This window comes from Mesorhizobium sp. M7A.F.Ca.US.010.02.1.1, assembly GCF_004023085.1.
Lineage (GTDB): Bacteria > Pseudomonadota > Alphaproteobacteria > Rhizobiales > Rhizobiaceae > Mesorhizobium.
On the sequence record NZ_RZRV01000014.1, the window covers coordinates 67,141 to 85,666 of the forward strand.

Below are 18,526 nucleotides of genomic sequence, written 5' to 3' on the forward strand. Positions count from 1 at the left end.
CGGTCAGCTGCAATGGCAAAATTTCACCGCAACGTGACTTCCCGTTGACTTCCGGTTCTGCCACATATTTTAGCAATCAAGATAAAGCCGGCACCACCGGCGGGAATCGGAATGGCCATGGCCTCGCGAAAATCATTGTGGCTGGCAGCTCTTGCGCTGGCCTTCTCGGCGTCTGCCGGCGCCGGGCATGCCGGCGAATCCGATCGCGCCCATGCCGACCGGGTCCAGATCGACAGGCTCCAGATCGACAGGCCATTGGGCGTGGTCGAACTGTTCACCAGCCAGGGCTGCAGTTCCTGCCCGCCGGCCGATACGCTGTTCTCCGAACTTGCCGCTAAGGAAGATATCGTCGCGCTCGCCTATCACGTCGACTATTGGGACTATCTCGGCTGGCAGGACACGCTGGGCCGCAAGGAGAACACCGAGCGGCAATACGACTACATGCGCGCCTTCGGCAGCCGCTCCGTCTATACGCCGCAGGCCGTCATCAACGGCCGTGTCCACGTCAACGGCGCCAGCCGCGGCGAGGTCGATGGCGCGCTCGCCCGCATGGCCAAGAACGGCGAAGGCATGCGCGTCGCCGTCAAGGTCAGCCGCACCAGCGACCGTGTGACGATCGACGCCGGTGATGCCGGCAACGGCCCCAGCGACGCCCATGTCGTCATCGTCTATTTCGACCCGCCGCAGACGGTCAAGGTCGGCGAGGGCGAGAATACCGGCCGCAAGATGACCTACTGGAACGCCGTCACCGGGATTCAGACCGCTGGCATGTGGCATGGCAAGGCACAGCGCTACGAGCTGCCGATGAGCGAGATTGCCAAAAAGGGCGGCTGCGCCGTGCTGCTGCAGTCGGTCGGCAAGGACGGCATGCCCGGTCCTATTCTCGGCGCCGCGTTCATCCACAAGCCGTAACGGACGCCGGCGCCCCCCATATTCGCTAGGACTGTGGATGGGAGGCCCCTCATCCGGCCGCTTCGCGGCCACCTTCTCCCCGAGGGGAGAAGAGGTAAAGCGCCGCCGCGATCTCCTCTCCCCTCGGGGAGAGGTCGGATTGTCCCGAATTGCCCCTTCGCAATTCGGTTGGCAATCCGGGTGAGGGGGACGCGACGCTCGGTGAAACCGCACTCGACTCACCACCCAATAAAAAACCGACGTCAGCTTGCTTCTGACGTCGGTCATTTAGGTTTTGGGATCGTCGCACCCGGTTCTTCCGAGGAAGAGCCGAGGTTGGTTCGATCCGACGCAGACCCGTGGGCGGGGGGCTTGGGGTTTACGAGCCGGTGCCGGACCGAACCGTCTCAGGCAACACCGGTAAATTCGTCGGACATTGGGGCATGAGCGCGGATAAAAAAAGGCAGAAATGTGGCGGAACATCACCAATTCCAACACGGCGTTTCATAAAAGTGACTGGACGTGACGAAAACGGCGCGGCGCGGGGCTCGGTTCGCTAGGCCTTGCAATTCAGTCGCGAACACGCCAACTTTGGTTGGCAAAGATTCATTTTGAAGGATCGAGGCATGACGGATGACAGCGGGACGGGGGATGGGGACGCATCCGCGATATTGATCCCGCTGCACGAGGCACGACGCGAACGTCTCGATCAGCCGGTACGGTTTGACCGCCGCGAGTTGGACCAGATCCTCAGGCTCTACGGACGCATGGTCGCTGCCAATGAATGGCGCGACTACGCCATCGATCATCTTGCGGACCGCGCCGTGTTTTCCGTATTCCGCCGCACCAGTGAAGTGCCGCTGTTCCAGATCGTCAAGGATCCGAAACTGGCCCGCAAGCAGGGCGCTTTTGCCGTCATCGCCGCCGGCGGCCGCATCCTGAAACGCGGTCAGGAACTTGGCCGCGTGCTTGGTGTGTTCGACAGCAAGCTCAAGGTTGTAGAGGCTTGAGCTACGGAATTGAAGAAAAGGGCACTCGACGCCTGATGTAACTGCCTTCTTCTTCAGTTCTTCAATTCCCCAATTCCTCGCTTCAGTCCCCTCTAAAGCGGAACTTCCGCTCCGGCAGCGAGCTCGGATCGGGCGGCGCCGAGGCACCGCCATTCAGCGACAGCTGCATGAACACCGTGTCCAGCCAGCGCCCATGCTTGTAGCCGGAACCTTCGAGGCGTCCCGAATAGCGAAAGCCGAGCTTTTCGTGCAGCCGCACCGAGGCACTGTCGGGACGGCCATCGCCGATCACCGCGATGATCTGGCGAAAGCCCGCCGTCGTCACTGCCTCGATCAGGCTTTGCATCAGCTTGAGCCCGACGCCCTGGCCCTTGGCCTCGGGCGCGACATAGACCGAATCCTCGACGATGAAGCGATAGGCCGGGCGCGGCCGGAAGGCGCCGGCATAGGCGTAGCCGAGAATGGTGCCGTCCTTCTCCGCCACCAGGTAAGGAAAGCCGCCGGCCATCAGGCTGTCGAATCGAACACCCATCTCCGCGCGGCTCGGCGGCTCCAGTTCATAGCTCGCCGTGCCTTGGGTCACCGCGTCGGCATAGATGTCCGTGACGCTGTCGAGGTCGGCCACCGTAGCGGGCCGGATCGCAATATTGCTCATTGTTTATGCATGCCGTTTCCCTGCTCGCAATAACAGCAAAGGCCAAGACAAAAGAAAAGGGCGGCCGTTGGGCCGCCCTTCTGGAACTCGATGGTCCAAGCGCTGCTGAACTAGCGGCGGTCGCCCATGAACTGCAGCAGGAACATGAACAGGTTGATGAAGTCGAGATAGAGCGTCAGTGCGCCCATGATCGCCTTGCGGCCGGCGACGTCGGAAGTGTCGCCCTCGAAATACATCTCCTTGATCTTCTGCGTGTCATAGGCGGTGAGGCCGGCGAAGACCAGCACGCCGATCGCCGACACGGCAAAGGACAGCGCCGACGACTGCAGGAAGATGTTGATCACCGACGCGATGATGATGCCGAACACGCCCATGATCAGGAACGAGCCCATCGCCGTCAGGTCGCGCTTGGTGGTGTAGCCGAACAGCGACAGCGCGCCGAAAGCGGCGGCGGTGGCGAAGAAGGTCTGCGAGATGCTTGCCGTGGTGTAGACCAGGAAGATCGACGACAGCGACAGGCCGACGAGACCGGCATAGACCCAGAACGTGGTCTGCGCGGCAGCGACGCTCATCGACTGAATCCTGAACGACAGGAAGAACACGGCGGCCAGCGGCGCCAGCATCACCACCCAGCGCAGCGGCGAACCGAAGATCGCGTAGCCGAACGAGGTCAGCATCTCGCCGCTTGGCAGCGTCGCGACAGCCGAAGCCGGATCGGTGGTGGTGGCCAGCATGATCGTGCCGACAGCGGCAAGACCAGTGATGAGGAGGCCAAGCCCCATCAGATTGTAAACCTTGATCATGTAGGCGCGCAGGCCCTGATCGATGTCGGCACCGACGCTGACGCCGGGCACGGCGCGCGTCTGGTAGTTGCGAATGGGATCAGCCATTGTAGTCCTCTATTGCTTCTGCCCCGTCCGGTGTCAGGTCCTTCCGGACCCAGGCGCCGCTGGCAGGGCTCCAGCATGCCTGTGGCGAAATATGATGGTTATTCGCGTCAAGAACAAGACCGTAACCGGATGTAACGGTTCGTGAGGCAACCAAGTGCCGATTCCTCGGCTTTCCGGACGGCTTTCTTACCAAGATTTAATCCAGGATGCCTTTTCCGGGCCTGTCGTCACAGGTTGCGCAGCACCGGTGCTGCCTTGTGGCCGAGCACCCGCCAGGTGCCGGCGAGACCAATGCCGACCGTGACCACCAGCGAAAACAGAATGGTTGCCACCGCCACCTCCGGCATGAAATGCGACGGCAATGTCATGATGCGCGCGACGACGAACCAGGCGGCAGCACTGCCCGCTGCCAGCGCGAAGATGGCGGTGGCCAGCCCGATCAGCATATATTCGAGCGAGAAGGCCGATATCAGCGTCGTGCGTGTCGCACCCAGCGTCTTCAACACCACCGCATCATGGATGCGCGCCCGGTTGCCGGCTGCAAGCGCGCCGGCCAGCACCAGCACCGAGGCGATCAGCGCCACGCCAGCGGCGGCCCGGATCGCCGTGCCGAGTTGCCCGACCAACCGGTTGACGACATCGAGCGCGTCCTTGACCCGCACCGTCGTCACCGCGGGGAAGGCGCGGGTGACGGCGTTGAGGATGCGGGCGTCGTCGGCCGTCGAGGCACTCTTTTCGGTCAGCGTCGCCATCCAGCCATGCGGGGCGCCTGCGAATGTGTTGGGCGAGAAGACCATGACGAAATTGATGCCCATCGTCTCCCATTCGACCTGGCGGAAATTGGCGATCCTGGCGGTGACATTGCGGCCCAGCACATTGACGGTGATGGTGTCGCCGAGCTTCAGCCCGATCTCCTTGCCTTCTTGCGCCGAAAACGAAACCAGCGGTTCGCCGCTGTAATTTTCGGGCCACCAACTGCCCTCGGTCAACGTCGCGTTCTCCGGTTGCCTGGTGTCATAGGTCAGGCCGCGGTCCCCCCTCAGCACCCAGGCGCCTTCCGCCGGCACTTTCACCTTGTCGACATCGACACCGTTCAGCGCCATCACCCGGCCGCGCAGCATCGGCACCTTGGCCAGCACGCCCTGCGGGGCCTCCTTGCCGATCAGCGCCGAGAAAGACGCGACATCGGCGCTCTGGATGTCGACGAAGAAGAAGTTCGGCGCCCGTTCCGGCAGGCTGCCGGAGATCTGCCGCCTGAGATTGCCATCGATCAGCGCCAGCGTCACCAGCAGCGTCAGGCCAAGCCCCAGGGACAGCACCACCGATGGCGTCAGGGCGCCTGGCCGATGAATGTTGCCGATGGCGAGCCTGAGCGCCACGAAGCGCACGCGCGGGCTTTTCCTGGCCGCCCATTGCACCAGTGCGCCGACCACGCGCAGCACCAGGAAGGCGAAGACGGTAGCGCCGACAAAAATCGAGGCTATGCGCTGGTCGCCCGAGAACAGAATGGCCAGCGCCGCAAGCAACAGCGCGATGCCTATGGCGGCCGCGACATAAGCGGGGCGCGGCAAGCCGCGGCCTTCCAGCCCCATTTCGCGAAACAGCGCGGTTGCCGGCACGTCGCGGGCGCGGCCGAGCGGCAGCAGCGCGAAAGCCAACGTCACCAGCAGGCCGAACAGCGCCGCCATACCGAGCGCGCCGGGATAGAAGCCGCCTTCGGCAGGCACCGGAATGACGGATTGCAAGGCCGCACTCGCCGCGAACGGCATCAGTGCGCCGAGCACAAGGCCCAGCACGATACCCAATCCGGCTATGATCAGGATCTGCACGAGATAGACGGCAAAGACGAAGCCGCCCGAAGCGCCCAGGCTCTTGAAGGTGGCGATGACGCCGCGCTTGCCGTCGAGATAGGCGCGTACCGCATTGGCGACGCCCACGCCGCCGACCACCAGCGCCGTCAGCCCGACCAGGGTCAGGAACTGCGAGAAACGTTCAATGTTGGACGACAGCGCGGGCGCCGCGTTGCTGCGTGTGCGGATCGACCAGCCTGCTTCGGGGAAATCCGTGGCGGCCTTGTCCTGGACGGCTTTCAGCCGCACCTCGTCGGCGTCTGCCGGCAGCCGGATCTTGTAGGCATTCTCGACCAGGCTGCCCGGCTGGATCAGTCCAGTGGCCGCCAGTCCGTCGGTCGAGATCATCAGCCTTGGGGCGAAGCCGAAACCGTCGGACACGGCGTCCGGTTCGGCGACCAGCCTGGCGCGCAGTTCGAAAGTGGCGGTGCCGAGCTTCAGCCGGTCGCCGATCTTGACGTGCAACCGCTCGAACAGAAGATCGGGTGCCGCCGCACCGAAGACGCCGAACTCTTCGCCGAACAGTTCCTGTTTCGACAGTGCCGGCTCGGTCTCCAGCGTGCCATAGAGCGGATAGGCATGGTCGACCGCCTTGGCCTCGACCAGCGCCTGGTCGGATCCGTCGGCCAGACGCGCCATCGAACGCATGCTGGCGGTCCGGGAAACCGTGCCGAGCCCGTCAAGGAAGCTGCGCTCCGCCCGGCTGGCGTCACGCTGGTTGATCTGGAAGCGAAGATCGCCGCCGAGCAGCGTCTGGCCCTGATTGGCGACACCGGCGGTGATCGAACGCGCCACCGAGTTGACGCCGCCGATGGCCGCGACGCCGAGCGCGATGCAGGCGAGGAAGATCAGGAAGCCGGACAGGCCGCCGCGCATCTCGCGCAGTGAGAAGCGGACCGCGAGCCTCAACGTCCGGGACAGCGGCATCAGGCCGTCACCTTGACGGGGGCCGGTGCCTCGATCCGGCCCGAGCGCATCGAAACCTGGCGCGAACAGCGCGCCGCGAGCGCCGGATCATGGGTCACCAGCACCAGCGTCATGCCGCGCTCGGCCGCCTTGGCAAACAAGAGGTCGGCGACCTGCCGCCCGGTCGCCTGGTCGAGATTGCCGGTCGGCTCGTCGGCGATCAGGATGCGCGGCGACGGCGCCAATGCGCGGGCGATCGCCACGCGCTGTTGCTCGCCGCCCGACAATTCGCCGGGATAGTGGGTGACGCGGTCGCTGAGGCCAACCGCCGCCAGCTCGCGCGCCGCCACCGAAAACGGATCGGCATGGCCGGCCAGTTCCAGCGGCACCGCGACATTTTCCAGCGCCGTCATGTTGGGAATGAGATGAAAGGACTGGAACACGATGCCAATGTTTCGGCCACGAAACGAAGCAATCTGGTCCTCGCTTTTGCCGTTGAGCAGCTCACCGGCGATTCGGACCGTACCCGAATCGACTCTTTCCAGGCCTGCCAGGACCATCAGCAATGTCGACTTGCCGGAACCCGAAGGCCCTACGATGCCGGTCGCCTCGCCCGTCGCCACATCAAGGCTGACACCCTTCAGCACATGGACCGATGAAGCGCCCTCGCCAAGGGTCAGGGATACATCTTTCAGCGCGATGACGGCTTCTGTCAAAATGAAATCGTCCTATATCTGGAAAGGCTCTGCTTGCCGGAAGCCGTCGACTGAAGAATTCCTAGCTCATATGGGGCCTGCCGCATGTCTTTCAAACGCAGTATTGCCGCAGGCTTGATGGTTTTCCTCGCCATCAGCGGCGCCATGTCGTCGGCGAGCGCCGAGCCGTTCAAGATCGTCGGCTTCGGTGACAGCCTGATGGCGGGCTTCGGTCTTGGCCCGGACCAGGGCTTTACCGACAGGCTGCAGGCCGCGCTTGGCGCCAGGGGCCAGGATGTGATCGTCGCCAATGCCGGCGTCTCCGGCGACACGACGAGCGGCGGCCTGGCTCGGCTCGACTGGTCGGTGCCGGACGGCACGCAGCTTGTCATCCTCGAACTCGGCGCCAACGACATGCTGCGCGGCGTTTCGCCCGACATCACCAGGAAGAACCTCGACGAGATGCTGAGCAAGCTGAAGCAGCGCAAGATTGCCGTGCTTCTGGCCGGCATGCGTGCCGCACCCAATCTCGGTCCCGACTACCAGAATGCGTTCGACGCCATTTTTCCGGACCTGGCGAAGAAATACGAAGTCGTGCTCTACCCGTTCTTTCTCGACGGCGTCGCCGGCCAGCCCGGCATGCAACTCGAGGACGGCCTGCATCCGAGCGCAAAAGGCGTCGACCAGATGGTCGAACGCATCCTGCCGACGGTAGAGAAGGTGATCGCGGCAGTGCCGGGCGATTCCTAGCGGATTGGAACTGTTTCCGCCCGGCAAGCTTTTAACAGGGACTGTGGCCAACAAACCTCTTGCTCCGTTTGACTATCGATGATTCGCTATAGGTGACAGTTCGATTCGAGGAAGGGAGGCTCTTCATGCCGCGTCTTTTCACCGCCCTCGAAATTCCGCGTGACGCTGCCCTTTCGCTGTCCCTGCTGCGGGGCGGCTTGCCGGGAGCCCGCTGGATCGATGTCGAAAACTACCATCTGACGCTGCGCTTCATCGGCGATGTCCCCGGCCATGTCGCCGACGAGATCGCCAACGCGCTCGACCGCGTCCACCGCCCTTCCTTCTCGCTGGCGCTGTCCGGCGTCGGCGCTTTCGGGCAGAAGAAGCCGCATGCGGTGTGGGCGGGTGCTTCCGCCTCGCCCGGTCTGGCTGCCCTTCAGGGCGAGATCGACCGCATCTGCCAGCGGCTCGGCATCCCGGCCGATCCGCGCAAGTTCATGCCGCATGTGACGCTGGCGCGCTTACGCAATTCGACTCCGCTGGACGTCGCCCAATATCTGTCGGCGCGCGGCAATTTCTCGACGCTGCCGTTCCGCATCGGCCGTTTCGTGCTGATGTCGTCGCGCGATTCGGTCGGCGGCGGACCCTATATCGTCGAGGAAGCCTGGCCGCTGTCAGGCACGGACGCCCGCGCCTCCAGCCTTGTCGCCAGCGCCTCCGACGCCTCGCGGATCATGCGATAGGCGGAAGCGAAGGCTTCTGCCTCGTCATGATAAGGATCCGGCACGTCGCGTGCCTTTCCCTGCGCGAACTCCAGGAACAGATGGATGCGGTCCTGCACGGCCGCCGGCGCCAGCGCCTTCAGGTCGGCGACATTCGACCGGTCCATGCCGAGGATCAGGTCGAAACGGTGGAGGTCCTGCGGCGTGACCTTGCGCGCCCTCTGTCCGGAAATGTCTACGCCGTGCCGCACCGCGATCGCGATCGCGCGTCGATCGGGGGCAGAGCCGGCCTCCCAGTCACTGGTTCCCGCTGAATCGAGCAGGATATCCCGGGCCGATCCGCGCTCGGCCCAAACGGCGCGGAAGACACCTTCCGCCAGCGGCGACCGGCAGATGTTGCCGAGGCAGACGAAGAGAATGGAGTTTATGGGCTTCGCGCTCATCGATCCGTCGCTATGGTGAGGGTCGTTTTCGAATAGCACAGGATATGGACATGGCGAGAGAGAAACTGGGCAGGCAAGCCGCTGAAGCCGCATTGACCGGTCTCGACGGCTGGGCGCTGGCGGAAGACGGCGCCTCCATCAAGCGTACATTCACCTTCGCGAATTTCTCCGAGGCTTTCGCCTTCATGACCCGCGTCGCGCTTGCCGCCGAGACGATGGACCATCATCCCGACTGGTCGAATGTCTACAAGACAGTCGACGTGACGCTGAACACTCACGACGCCGGCGGCGTCACCGCGCTCGATATCGATCTGGCCAAGAAAATGAACCGTTTTGCCGGCGCCTGAGGCCTGGTATCGCCTCGGCGGGCCCAAATCGGCACCGGCATCTTGTAGCGGGGGTCGGGTTTCACCACATTTTGCCCCGCGGGCATGCGCCGGGATGCGCACGGGCTCTGCAAGGAGAGACTGATGGCGCGACAATCCGGTTTTAATTTCTTCGGCTTTGGCGGCAAGCTGGCGGACGAGAGCGAAGTGCGCGAGAAATTCTGGCGCACAGCCAAGAAGGCCGCGCGGCAGATCCCCTTCATGGAAGAGGTGGTGGCCGCCTATTACTGCGCCATGGACAAGAACACGCCGCTGCGCGCCAAAGGCATTCTGCTCGCCGCGCTCGGCTATTTCGTGCTGCCGGTGGATGTCATCCCCGACTTCGTCTTCGGGCTTGGCTTCACCGACGACATCGCCGTGCTCACCGCCGCGATCACCGCCGTCAGTGCCCACATCACCACTGCGCACCGGCAGGCCGCCAGGGACGCCATGGCCGACAAGGGCTGAACTCGCGCACGGAACGCCGTTGAAGCCGGCTTTCTGCGACAGCGTAAAAAGTCAAACTCTTGCCGCTTTCGTGGCCTCCAAGTCGCCAAAGGGATGTCGCGCCAGCCGCTCACAAGGCGGCGGCGCGGGAATGGCGGCGGTTTCCTCGGGGTGAGGGTCCTTTTCTCTTCGGAAATTCACCGTTTGGTAACCCAGATTAAATCAAAATGAAGCGACGGGCAGGACGCCAAGCCGGCCTGCCTCCGCACCATTTGGAATACGGGAAAAGCGATGCGCGGATTGATTGCTATAGTTTCGAGTCTGGCCCTGGTGGCCGTGGCAGCGCCGGCACTGGCGCAGTCGGCGACCAAAATCGGCCAGCACAATGCCTGGGGCACCTACAGCTACCAGGCGTCGGGCGGCAAGGTCTGCTATGTCCTGACCGTGCCGACCGACAAGCAGCCGCCGACGCTCGACCATGGCGACATGTTCTTCTTCGTCAGCCAGCGGCCCGGCCAGCAAGTGTCCTACGAGCCGCAATTCATTGCCGGCTACAACTTCCAGGACGGCTCCAAGGCCACCGTGACCATCGATAAGAAGACGTTTTCGATGTTCACCCGCGGCAAATCGGCCTGGGTCGAGAATGCCGCCGAGGAGCCGGTGCTGATCGCCGCCATGAAGACCGGCACCGACATGAAGGTGACGGCGAAGTCCGGCCGCGGCAACCCGACCAGCTACGTCTTCTCGCTGAAGGGCATTTCGGCGGCGCTGACGTCGATTGCCAAGTGCAAATAGGCTAGGCTTTGTTTTAGTGAAAGGCCGGGCCGCAAAGCCCGGCCTTTCGTTTTTGGGTCTGTTGGTGGATCTCTGGCGAGGGTGCATCATCGCACAACCCATGACTCTGCCGTCAACCTGTGCTATGCGCCGCGCTTCCTTTCCGGCACGATGCGTGAAATCGGCCGCAAACCGCTTATATCAGTGCAACCATGACCCTTTCATTCGATCTCACCACTGACGGCGCCCGCGACGCGTTGCGTGCCCGCGCGGCACAGCCCGAAAAGCCGTCGCTGATCGGCCTGACGCGGGTCGAGCTCGCCGAGGCTCTGGTTGCATCAGGCACCGTGCCCGAGCGCCAGGCGAAAATGCGCGCCCAGCAGTTGTGGCACTGGATGTATGTGCGCGGCGTCTCCGATTTCGCCGGCATGTTCAACATCTCCAAGGATCTGCGCGCCGAGCTCGACAAGCATTTCACCGTCGCCAGGCCCGAGATCGTCGAGGAGCAGATTTCCGCCGACGGCACGCGAAAGTGGCTGTTCCGCTTTCCGCCGCGCGGCGCCGGCCGGCCGGTCGAGATCGAGACTGTCTACATTCCCGAAGAGGGTCGCGGCACACTGTGCATCTCGTCACAGGTGGGCTGCACGCTGACCTGCTCGTTTTGCCACACCGGCACGCAGAAGCTGGTGCGCAATCTAACGGCTGAGGAGATCCTCGCCCAGCTGCTCACCGCCCGCGACCGGCTCGGCGATTTTCCCGACCGCGACACGCCCGACGGCGCCATCGTGCCGGCCGAGGGCCGCAAAGTGTCCAACGTCGTCATGATGGGCATGGGCGAACCGCTTTACAATTTCGAAGCGGTGAAGAAGGCGCTGCTGATCGCTTCCGACGGTGACGGCCTGTCCCTGTCGAAGCGGCGCATCACGCTGTCGACCTCCGGCGTCGTGCCGGAAATCTTCCGCACCGGCGAGGAGATCGGCGTCATGCTGGCGATCTCGCTGCACGCCACCAATGACGATCTGCGCGACTTGCTTGTGCCGATCAACAAGAAGTATCCGCTCAACGAGCTGATCGCCGCCTGCCGCGCCTATCCCGGCTTGTCGAACGCCAAGCGCATCACCTTCGAATATGTGATGCTGAAGGACGTCAACGATTCCATCGAGGACGCCAAGGGCCTGATCAAGCTGCTCAAGGGCATTCCGGCCAAGATCAACCTGATCCCGTTCAACCCGTGGCCGGGCACCAATTACCAGTGCTCGGACTGGGAGACGATCGAGAAATTCGCCGATTACATCAACAATGCCGGCTATGCCTCGCCGATCCGCACGCCGCGCGGCCGCGACATTCTCGCCGCCTGCGGCCAGCTCAAATCCGACTCCGAGCGCATGCGCAAGGTCGACCGGCTGGCGCTGGAAGCGATGATGATAGCGGGGCACGGCGAGGCGTGAGCCGCCCCTTCGCCTGGCTAAAACGCTTCGCCATCATGGCGGTCGGCTATGTCGCCGCGGTGCTGACCTCGATCCTGGTGCCGGTGCTGCTGATCGCTCTCCTGGAAGGCATCGAAGACGGCAACTGGTCCATCATTTTCGCTTTCGACTGGCTGGGCTCGTTCCCGCTCGCCGTCTTGACCGTAACGATCGGCGCGCTGTTGATCGTCGGCCCGGCGCTCTTTGTCGCCGAACGGTTTTCACTTCGGGGATGGTACTACTTCGCCGCCACCGGTGCGATCACGTCCATCGCCTTTGGCGTATCCATGCCGCGCTCGGCCAGCAGCTTTGTCTTCAATCCGGGCTTTCTGGGTTTTCTCGCCACCGCCGGCATCGCCGCCGGTTCGGTCTACTGGCTTCTGGCTGGACGCAGGTCCGGCACGCGACAGACTCTGGGCAGAGATTGATGGCGCGTCTCGTCGGCTACCTCGTCCGTTTCACTGTCATCCTGTTCGGCTATGCCGTCGCCTCGCTGGCGGCGAGTGCCTTCCTCAACATCCTGTTCCTGGCATCGCTCGGCTACACGCCGGAACATGCGCACCCGACGGCGACGACTTCCCTGTATTTCTCAATTCCCTTCGCCGCCCTGTTCGTCGCCTATTTCGCCCTGATGCCGGCCTCTGTCGTCATCCTGCTTGCCGAAATCCTGGGCCGGCGCGACTGGCTGTTCTATGCGCTGGCAGGCGCGGTGGTTGCCGGTGTTTTCCTCGGGCTTGCCGACCGCAGCGATGACACCGCCTTCATCGTCAGGGACACCAGCGCCATCATGGCCGTGATCGGCAGCGGCATGGTCGGTGGTATCTTTTACTGGCTCAGCGCCGGGCGCTGGGCCGCAAGCTGGTGGCAAGGCGAACCAGGCTCAAAAGAGGATGGCCGGACAGGATGACGGCGCCTACTTCGCCTGGGCCGTCAGGATCTTGAGGGCGAAGGCGGAGAACACGCCGGCAAAGAGATAGTCGACCGCCCGTGTGACGCGCGGGCTGGCCTTCATCGCCGCCGAAAACTTTTCCGCCGCCAGCACCATCGGCACCGTCACCGGGACCGACAGCACAATGAACATCAGCCCAAGGAAAAACAGCTTTCCCGGTGCGTTCGGATCATGCGCGGAGACGAACTGCGGCAGGAAGGTCATGAAGAACAGGATGATCTTCGGGTTGAGCAGATTGACGCCAAGACCCGCGGCCCAGCTGCGCAACAGGGAAATCTCGGGGCCTGTCTTCTTCTCCGGCGAAAAGGCCGAGCCCCTGGTGATTGCCTGCCAGGCCAGGAAGACGAGATAGCCGGCGCCGAAGATCTTCAGCACGAAGAAAGCCATCGGCGAGGCGACGATCAGCGCCGAGACACCGACAACCACCAGTGTGGTGTGGATCAGCGTGCCGCACAGCGCGCCGGCCATCGAGGCAAAGCCGGTGGCACGGCCCTGGCTCAGCGTGCGCGAGACGAACAGGGTCATGTCCGGCCCCGGCGTGATCGCCAGGATGACCGTGGCGATGGCGAACTGGATCAGCGTGGCGGTGTCTGGAATGAACGACATGAGCGGCCCCCAAGGGATTGCGAGGCCTATACAGGATGCGCCATGACGATGCCAGACACAGCAGCGACCCGATCTCGATCCAGCAGGCGTCCGCACGGCATTCGCTGGACGGCCGGCCGCGGCGTCCTATGCCTGCCTGCTCAGCCGCATCCTCGCCGGCTCCTCCGCGACGAGTTGATCGTTGCGGACATCGGCGTCCCCGGTGATCTGGTCGATCGGCTTGGGCCGGCCGAGGAAATAGCCTTGCGCCTCGTTGCAGCCTTCGACTTGCAGGATGGTGAGCTGGACATGCGTCTCGACGCCTTCCGCAAGCACCGGAATGTCGAGGCTGCGGCCCAGCGTCAGCACCGCCCGGATGATGGCCTTGGCCTGCGGGCTTCGCTCGACGTCAGCCATGAATGAACGGTCGAGTTTGATCTTGTCGAACGGAAACGAGCGCAGCGTATCGAGCGATGAATAGCCTGTGCCGAAATCGTCGATCGCGATCGTCACCCCCAGCGCCTTGATCTGGCGCAGAACATGCAGCGTGCGCACCTTGTCGGCGACGATCGTCGATTCGGTGAGCTCCAGCTCCAGCCGTTTCGGCGACAACCCGGTCTCGATCAGGATCTGATGGACGAGCTTGGCGAGATCGGCATGGGCGAACTGCACCGGCGACAAATTGACCGCGATCTTGTGGCCGTTGCCCCACGAGGCCGCCTGGCGGCACGCGGTCCGCAGCACCCATTCGCCGATCGCCATGATCGAGCCGTTCTCCTCGGCAATCGGGATGAATTCGGCGGGCGGGATCATGCCGTGCACCGGATGGGTCCAGCGCAGCAGCGCCTCGTAGCCGCAGGTGGCGCCGGTCGGGACCGAGGTCTGCACCTGATAGTGGAGCGAAAGCTCGCCGCGCTCGATCGCCTGGCGAAGGTCGGTGGCCAGCGCGCGGCGCGCCCGCGCCGTCTCGTCCATGGCGGATTCGTAGAAGCAGACGGCTCGCGTGACGTCGTTCTTTGCCCGGTACATGGCAAGATCGGCATTGCTGACCAGCCGCTCGCGGTCGGCCCCGTCGCGCGGATAGATCGCTACGCCGATGCTGGCGCCGGCGGCGATTTCGAAATCGTCGAGTCGCAACGGCTCGAACAGGGATTTCTCCAGCCGCGAGACCAGCCCGAGAAGGTCCTTCTGATCCTTGAAGCGCTTGATCGCGGCGAACTCGTCACCGCCGAGCCGGGCGACGAATTCGCCCTCGCCGATGAGTTTCGACAGCCTGCGGGCGACGATCTTGAGCGCCTGGTCGCCGGCCGCATGCCCCCTGAGGTCGTTGATCTCCTTGAAGCGGTCGAGATCGATGACGATGACCGCCGTCATTGTGTCCTCGCCCTCGCATGCCCGGTCGATTTCATGGTCAAGGCGGTCGTTGAAGGAGACCCGGTTGGGAAGGCCGGTAAGGGCGTCGTTGAGGGCGAGATGCTGAAGCCGCTCGAAGCTCTCCAAACGACCACGCTCATCGATCAGATAGCTGGCGAAGCCGGTGGCCGCGACGATCAGGCCGACAATGGCGACGGCGACCGCCATCGCCACGAGAATGTCGGGGTTGGTGCCGGTGGTGATGAAGGACAGCGGCGTCACCGCCACCGCCGCCATCGCCGTGAAATGCAGGCCGACGATCGCCAGCACCAGCAGCCCGATGGCGAGGTAGTGCGACCAGCGGTATGGTCGACGCACGGCATGGCCGACAGCCACGGCGGAAAACGCCGCCGAAATCACCAGTGAAGCGGCAACATAGGAGCCGTCCCATTCGACGATGCCGGCAACGTGATAGGCCATCATGCCGGTGTAGTGCATGGCCGAGATCGCCAGCCCGACGACGCATCCGCCCCACTCCGGGACCAGACGCTTGTCGGAGGCAAGGGTGAAGCCCGCTCCGGTGCCGGCAATGGCGATGACCAGGGACACCATGGTCAAGACCGGATCGAAGGTGATCGGCGCGCCGGGCTCATAGGCCAGCATGGCGATAAAATGCGTGCACCAGATCGAGGAACCGGCCGCGACTGCGGTCAGGAACAGCCAGCCCCGCATCTGCACGCCGGCGGTTTTCCTGGCACGGTCGAAGAGGCCGATCGTCACCCAGCAGCCGGTGACGCACATCAGCGCCGCCAGCAGGACGAGCCACAGATTATGCTCCGTGGCGATACATGATATAACGCGCATCAGGAATGGCCCAGCCCGAGGGTGCCCGCGACGAGGCAAGGCCGTCTCGGCACTTCGCCTACACAGCTTGTCGTCATATTAGCGACGGAGCGTGAAAACTTGATTAAATCCCTCCAGCAAATGCAGCCCTTGATTGCAGAAGGTTGTTTTCCCTGCCCACCCCTCGCCATGGACTGGACCAGAAGCCATGCATGCACGTGTGCTTGCTCGCTCTGCCGTTCCTGCTAAAAGGCGCTGCGACAATCCGTGACGCCCAGGCTGGGGCGTCCGCCATCGACGGAGTAGAAATGTCCAAGGCCAAAGACGTCAAGAAGGTCGTGCTCGCCTATTCCGGCGGTCTCGACACATCCATCATCCTGAAATGGCTGCAGACTGAACTCGGCGCCGAAGTCGTGACTTTCACCGCCGATCTTGGCCAGGGCGGCGAACTCGAGCCGGCCCGTCGCAAGGCCGAGATGATGGGCATCAAGGACATCCGCGTCGTCGACGTGCGCGAGGAATTCGTGTCCGACTTCGTCTTCCCGATGTTTCGCGCCAACACCGTCTATGAAGGCACCTATCTGCTCGGCACCTCGATCGCGCGGCCGCTGATCTCCAAGCATCTGGTCGATATAGCCCGGGAAACCGGCGCCGACGCGATCGCGCATGGCGCCACCGGCAAGGGCAACGATCAGGTTCGCTTCGAGCTTTCAGCTTACGCACTGAACCCCGACATCAAGGTCATCGCGCCGTGGCGCGACTGGTCGTTCAAATCGCGTACCGACCTGATGAATTTCGCCGAGCAGCACCAGATCCCGGTGCCGAAGGACAAGAAGGGCGACGCACCGTTTTCGGTCGACGCCAACCTTTTGCATTCGTCCTCCGAGGGCAAGGTGCTGGAAGACCCGTGGGTGGAGCCGCCCGAATTCGTCCACCAGCGCACCGTTTCGCCGATGGACGCGCCTGATACCGTCACCGAGATCGAGATCGAGTTCCTGAAGGGCGATCCGATCGCGCTGAACGGCAAGAAACTGTCGCCGGCGACCATGCTGGCGGCACTCAACGATCTTGGCCGCGACAATGGCATCGGCCGGCTCGACCTGGTCGAGAACCGCTTCGTCGGCATGAAATCGCGCGGCGTCTACGAAACACCAGGCGGCACCATCCTGATCGCCGCCCATCGCGCCATCGAATCGATCACGCTCGACCGAGGTGCCGCCCACCTCAAGGACGAGTTCATGCCGCGCTATGCCGAGCTGATCTACAACGGCTTCTGGTTCGCGCCCGAACGGCTGATGCTGCAGGCGATGATCGACAAGAGCCAGGAAGACGTCGAAGGCACGGTGCGCCTCAAGCTCTACAAGGGCAATGTCATGGTCACCGGCCGCAAGTCGAAGAAGACGCTTTATTCGGATGCGCTGGTCACCTTCGAGGACGATCGCGGCGCCTACGACCAGAAGGACGCCGCCGGCTTCATCCGCCTCAACGCGCTGAGGCTAAGGACGCTGGCCGCGCGCAGCCGCACCAAGTAGCGCGGATGCGCGGTTTCGGTCGCTGCTTGGCGCCGCTGGTTGTTCTGGCGACGCCGGCCGCCGGCCAGGAGTTCGACCCCGCCTCTCTCGACCTTCCGGCCCTGATCGAGTGCAGGGCGGACGTTCCGACCTACAACGACTTTGCCCTGTGGCTGTCCAGCGCACCAGGTGCCGTTGAAACGCTTGGCTGGAAGGAGGTTGCCTCGGGCAATCCGTTTCTCAGCCAATACGAACTGCCGGCCAAAATCCGCGTGTTCAACCGCGAGACGGGATCGATCGTGTTTACCGCAGCCGGGCCGATGGCCGTGCTCGATGGCATTGCGGCGCCAGAGCTTGCCAGGGAGCTCAATGTCATTGCCGTTTTTTCGACGCCGGAAAAATTCCTTGGCGAGAAGGTCGTTGTCCAAAGCACCGAAGAGTCGGAAGGATTGACCTTCTCCACGGGCATCAAGCTCAACGTCTCGACCGTCGAGTCGCACCCCGGCAAGACGCTGGCGGGCTGCTCCTACACGCTCGAATCAAATGAAACCCGACATTCGCGCCGGGTTTCCGATCAAGTCAAAAATAGCCGGGGCCTTCTGCCCGGAGCATGATCCGTCAATCGCCGTCGATCGCCGTGGCAATGCGGGCGATGGCCTGCTGATAGACGCTCGCGGAATTCCAGCCGGCAATCGCGCCCATATTCGCACTCGCGCTCGCGCCCGCCCGCCAGCCATGCCCCTTGAGGAAGTTGGCGGTGGAAGCCAGCGCCGTGCTCTTGTCGCGCAGGTTTCCGCCACCGACGCCATATTTCAGGACGTTTCCGGGCAGGAACTGCGTGTGTCCGATCTCGCCATGCGCGGCCCCGACCGACGAGGCTGTCAACGCCCCGCGATCAACCAGCTTCAGGGCTGCGATGGCATGCGGGTAGAAGAACCCCGGCCGGCGGCAATCATAGGCAAGCGTCAAAATGGCAGAGACGGTGTTCTGGTTGCCCATGGCCGAACCGAAGCCGGTTTCCATACCCCAGATGGCGAGCAACACGCCCGGCGACACGCCGTAATTCGCTTCGATCTTGGAGAACAGCGCCGCATTCGACTTTTTCAGCGACCGGCCCTTGGAAATAATCGCTGCGCCACCACGACGCCGCATGAAATCGTCCACCGAGCCGCTGAAGGCCTTGTGAATGCCGCGGTCGACTGAGATCGTCTTTGTCGCGTAGTTTGCCCCGGCCAGAGCGGCCAGCCCCTTGGCGCCTACACCTTCCGACCTGGCCTGCGCGGCAAAGTCCTGCTTCCAGGCGTCGAAGCCGGCGCCGGTCTTGCCGCAGCTGGCTGCCGCCTGTGCGCCCGTCGCCAGCGCAAGCACCGCCACCACGGCCGCTGCAAACATCTTTCCCTTGGCAAGAATTGCCATGTTGATCTCCTGGTTGCCTGAATCAC

Annotated in this window: 20 protein-coding genes; 12 read left to right on the top strand and 8 right to left on the bottom strand. The window is 63.5% G+C overall.

Annotation, left to right across the window (positions count from 1 at the left end; translation table 11 throughout):
- Positions 1-111: 111 nt before the first annotated feature.
- Positions 112-912 carry a thioredoxin family protein gene (locus EOA19_RS17095; RefSeq protein ID WP_023811305.1) on the top strand — a complete coding sequence of 267 codons (801 nt, stop codon included), beginning with the start codon at positions 112-114 and terminating at the stop codon, positions 910-912.
- A 605-nt stretch (positions 913-1,517) separates the two neighbouring features.
- Complete coding sequence (locus tag EOA19_RS17100; protein ID WP_128304277.1) at positions 1,518-1,901, top strand: DUF2794 domain-containing protein; 384 nt, start codon at positions 1,518-1,520, stop codon at positions 1,899-1,901.
- 82 nt (positions 1,902-1,983) lie between these two features.
- Here the strand turns inward: EOA19_RS17100 and EOA19_RS17105 are convergent, their stop codons facing one another.
- From EOA19_RS17105 to EOA19_RS17120, 4 genes are all read right to left on the bottom strand, one after another.
- On the bottom strand, positions 1,984-2,556 hold the full coding sequence (locus tag EOA19_RS17105; RefSeq protein ID WP_128304278.1) for a GNAT family N-acetyltransferase: 573 nt from the start codon (positions 2,554-2,556) through the stop codon (positions 1,984-1,986).
- Between the two features lie 110 nt (positions 2,557-2,666).
- On the bottom strand, positions 2,667-3,446 hold the full coding sequence (locus EOA19_RS17110) for a Bax inhibitor-1/YccA family protein (protein WP_127296342.1): 780 nt from the start codon (positions 3,444-3,446) through the stop codon (positions 2,667-2,669).
- Between the two features lie 227 nt (positions 3,447-3,673).
- Positions 3,674-6,223: an ABC transporter permease gene (locus EOA19_RS17115; RefSeq protein WP_023811309.1), complete on the bottom strand. Its 2,550-nt coding sequence runs from the start codon at positions 6,221-6,223 to the stop codon at positions 3,674-3,676.
- Positions 6,223-6,918, bottom strand: a complete 696-nt coding sequence (locus tag EOA19_RS17120; RefSeq protein ID WP_023811310.1) for an ABC transporter ATP-binding protein — start codon at positions 6,916-6,918, stop codon at positions 6,223-6,225. Before EOA19_RS17120 ends, EOA19_RS17115 begins: the two co-directional genes overlap by 1 nt.
- An 84-nt stretch (positions 6,919-7,002) precedes the next feature.
- On the opposite strand from EOA19_RS17120, the gene EOA19_RS17125 reads away from it, so the two are divergent.
- Positions 7,003-7,647 carry an arylesterase gene (locus EOA19_RS17125; protein ID WP_128304279.1) on the top strand — a complete coding sequence of 215 codons (645 nt, stop codon included), beginning with the start codon at positions 7,003-7,005 and terminating at the stop codon, positions 7,645-7,647.
- Between the two features lie 125 nt (positions 7,648-7,772).
- A complete protein-coding gene (thpR, locus tag EOA19_RS17130; protein ID WP_127382293.1) occupies positions 7,773-8,369 on the top strand; it encodes an RNA 2',3'-cyclic phosphodiesterase in 597 nt (198 codons plus the stop codon).
- Here thpR and EOA19_RS17135 read toward each other — a convergent pair.
- Complete coding sequence (locus tag EOA19_RS17135) at positions 8,273-8,791, bottom strand: low molecular weight protein-tyrosine-phosphatase (RefSeq protein ID WP_128304280.1); 519 nt, start codon at positions 8,789-8,791, stop codon at positions 8,273-8,275. The two genes, thpR and EOA19_RS17135, sit on opposite strands and share 97 nt — an antisense overlap.
- 50 nt (positions 8,792-8,841) lie before the next feature.
- On the opposite strand from EOA19_RS17135, the gene EOA19_RS17140 reads away from it, so the two are divergent.
- The 6 genes from EOA19_RS17140 to EOA19_RS17165 all read left to right on the top strand — a co-directional run bounded on the left by EOA19_RS17140 (position 8,842) and on the right by EOA19_RS17165 (position 12,750).
- Entirely contained in the window at positions 8,842-9,138 is a 297-nt protein-coding gene (locus tag EOA19_RS17140) for a 4a-hydroxytetrahydrobiopterin dehydratase (protein ID WP_023811314.1), read from the top strand.
- Positions 9,139-9,261: 123 nt separating this feature from the next.
- Entirely contained in the window at positions 9,262-9,624 is a 363-nt protein-coding gene (locus EOA19_RS17145; protein WP_128304281.1) for a YkvA family protein, read from the top strand.
- A gap of 270 nt (positions 9,625-9,894) precedes the next feature.
- Entirely contained in the window at positions 9,895-10,398 is a 504-nt protein-coding gene (locus tag EOA19_RS17150; protein WP_127296348.1) for an invasion associated locus B family protein, read from the top strand.
- A gap of 191 nt (positions 10,399-10,589) precedes the next feature.
- On the top strand, positions 10,590-11,825 hold the full coding sequence (gene rlmN, locus EOA19_RS17155) for a 23S rRNA (adenine(2503)-C(2))-methyltransferase RlmN (protein WP_023811317.1): 1,236 nt from the start codon (positions 10,590-10,592) through the stop codon (positions 11,823-11,825).
- Positions 11,822-12,271: a hypothetical protein gene (locus EOA19_RS17160; RefSeq protein ID WP_128304282.1), complete on the top strand. Its 450-nt coding sequence runs from the start codon at positions 11,822-11,824 to the stop codon at positions 12,269-12,271. Before rlmN ends, EOA19_RS17160 begins: the two co-directional genes overlap by 4 nt.
- Complete coding sequence (locus tag EOA19_RS17165) at positions 12,271-12,750, top strand: hypothetical protein (RefSeq protein ID WP_128304283.1); 480 nt, start codon at positions 12,271-12,273, stop codon at positions 12,748-12,750. Before EOA19_RS17160 ends, EOA19_RS17165 begins: the two co-directional genes overlap by 1 nt.
- Positions 12,751-12,756: 6 nt before the next feature.
- On the opposite strand, the gene EOA19_RS17170 is transcribed toward EOA19_RS17165, so the two are convergent.
- Entirely contained in the window at positions 12,757-13,398 is a 642-nt protein-coding gene (locus EOA19_RS17170; protein WP_128304284.1) for a LysE family translocator, read from the bottom strand.
- A gap of 126 nt (positions 13,399-13,524) precedes the next feature.
- Positions 13,525-15,594: a bifunctional diguanylate cyclase/phosphodiesterase gene (locus EOA19_RS17175; protein ID WP_245486196.1), complete on the bottom strand. Its 2,070-nt coding sequence runs from the start codon at positions 15,592-15,594 to the stop codon at positions 13,525-13,527.
- A 287-nt stretch (positions 15,595-15,881) separates the two neighbouring features.
- Here EOA19_RS17175 and EOA19_RS17180 point away from each other — a divergent pair, with 287 nt between their 5' ends.
- Together EOA19_RS17180 and EOA19_RS17185 are read left to right on the top strand one after the other, a co-directional pair.
- A complete protein-coding gene (locus EOA19_RS17180; protein ID WP_128304285.1) occupies positions 15,882-17,105 on the top strand; it encodes an argininosuccinate synthase in 1,224 nt (407 codons plus the stop codon).
- Positions 17,106-17,110: 5 nt separating this feature from the next.
- Positions 17,111-17,698, top strand: a complete 588-nt coding sequence (locus EOA19_RS17185) for a hypothetical protein (protein WP_245486198.1) — start codon at positions 17,111-17,113, stop codon at positions 17,696-17,698.
- Between the two features lie 4 nt (positions 17,699-17,702).
- Here EOA19_RS17185 and EOA19_RS17190 read toward each other — a convergent pair whose 3' ends face one another.
- On the bottom strand, positions 17,703-18,500 hold the full coding sequence (locus EOA19_RS17190) for a lytic transglycosylase domain-containing protein (protein WP_128304286.1): 798 nt from the start codon (positions 18,498-18,500) through the stop codon (positions 17,703-17,705).
- Positions 18,501-18,526 lie beyond the last annotated feature (26 nt).

Coding starts and splice junctions, on each gene's coding strand:
- EOA19_RS17095 (WP_023811305.1), top strand. CDS start 112: ATGGCCATGGCCTCGCGAAAATCATTGTGGCTGGCAGCTCTTGCGCTG.
- EOA19_RS17100 (WP_128304277.1), top strand. CDS start 1,518: ATGACGGATGACAGCGGGACGGGGGATGGGGACGCATCCGCGATATTG.
- EOA19_RS17105 (WP_128304278.1), bottom strand. CDS start 2,556: ATGAGCAATATTGCGATCCGGCCCGCTACGGTGGCCGACCTCGACAGC.
- EOA19_RS17110 (WP_127296342.1), bottom strand. CDS start 3,446: ATGGCTGATCCCATTCGCAACTACCAGACGCGCGCCGTGCCCGGCGTC.
- EOA19_RS17115 (WP_023811309.1), bottom strand. CDS start 6,223: ATGCCGCTGTCCCGGACGTTGAGGCTCGCGGTCCGCTTCTCACTGCGC.
- EOA19_RS17125 (WP_128304279.1), top strand. CDS start 7,003: ATGTCTTTCAAACGCAGTATTGCCGCAGGCTTGATGGTTTTCCTCGCC.
- thpR (WP_127382293.1), top strand. CDS start 7,773: ATGCCGCGTCTTTTCACCGCCCTCGAAATTCCGCGTGACGCTGCCCTT.
- EOA19_RS17135 (WP_128304280.1), bottom strand. CDS start 8,791: ATGAGCGCGAAGCCCATAAACTCCATTCTCTTCGTCTGCCTCGGCAAC.
- EOA19_RS17140 (WP_023811314.1), top strand. CDS start 8,842: ATGGCGAGAGAGAAACTGGGCAGGCAAGCCGCTGAAGCCGCATTGACC.
- EOA19_RS17145 (WP_128304281.1), top strand. CDS start 9,262: ATGGCGCGACAATCCGGTTTTAATTTCTTCGGCTTTGGCGGCAAGCTG.
- EOA19_RS17150 (WP_127296348.1), top strand. CDS start 9,895: ATGCGCGGATTGATTGCTATAGTTTCGAGTCTGGCCCTGGTGGCCGTG.
- rlmN (WP_023811317.1), top strand. CDS start 10,590: ATGACCCTTTCATTCGATCTCACCACTGACGGCGCCCGCGACGCGTTG.
- EOA19_RS17165 (WP_128304283.1), top strand. CDS start 12,271: ATGGCGCGTCTCGTCGGCTACCTCGTCCGTTTCACTGTCATCCTGTTC.
- EOA19_RS17170 (WP_128304284.1), bottom strand. CDS start 13,398: ATGTCGTTCATTCCAGACACCGCCACGCTGATCCAGTTCGCCATCGCC.
- EOA19_RS17175 (WP_245486196.1), bottom strand. CDS start 15,594: ATGCGCGTTATATCATGTATCGCCACGGAGCATAATCTGTGGCTCGTC.
- EOA19_RS17180 (WP_128304285.1), top strand. CDS start 15,882: ATGTCCAAGGCCAAAGACGTCAAGAAGGTCGTGCTCGCCTATTCCGGC.
- EOA19_RS17185 (WP_245486198.1), top strand. CDS start 17,111: ATGCGCGGTTTCGGTCGCTGCTTGGCGCCGCTGGTTGTTCTGGCGACG.
- EOA19_RS17190 (WP_128304286.1), bottom strand. CDS start 18,500: ATGGCAATTCTTGCCAAGGGAAAGATGTTTGCAGCGGCCGTGGTGGCG.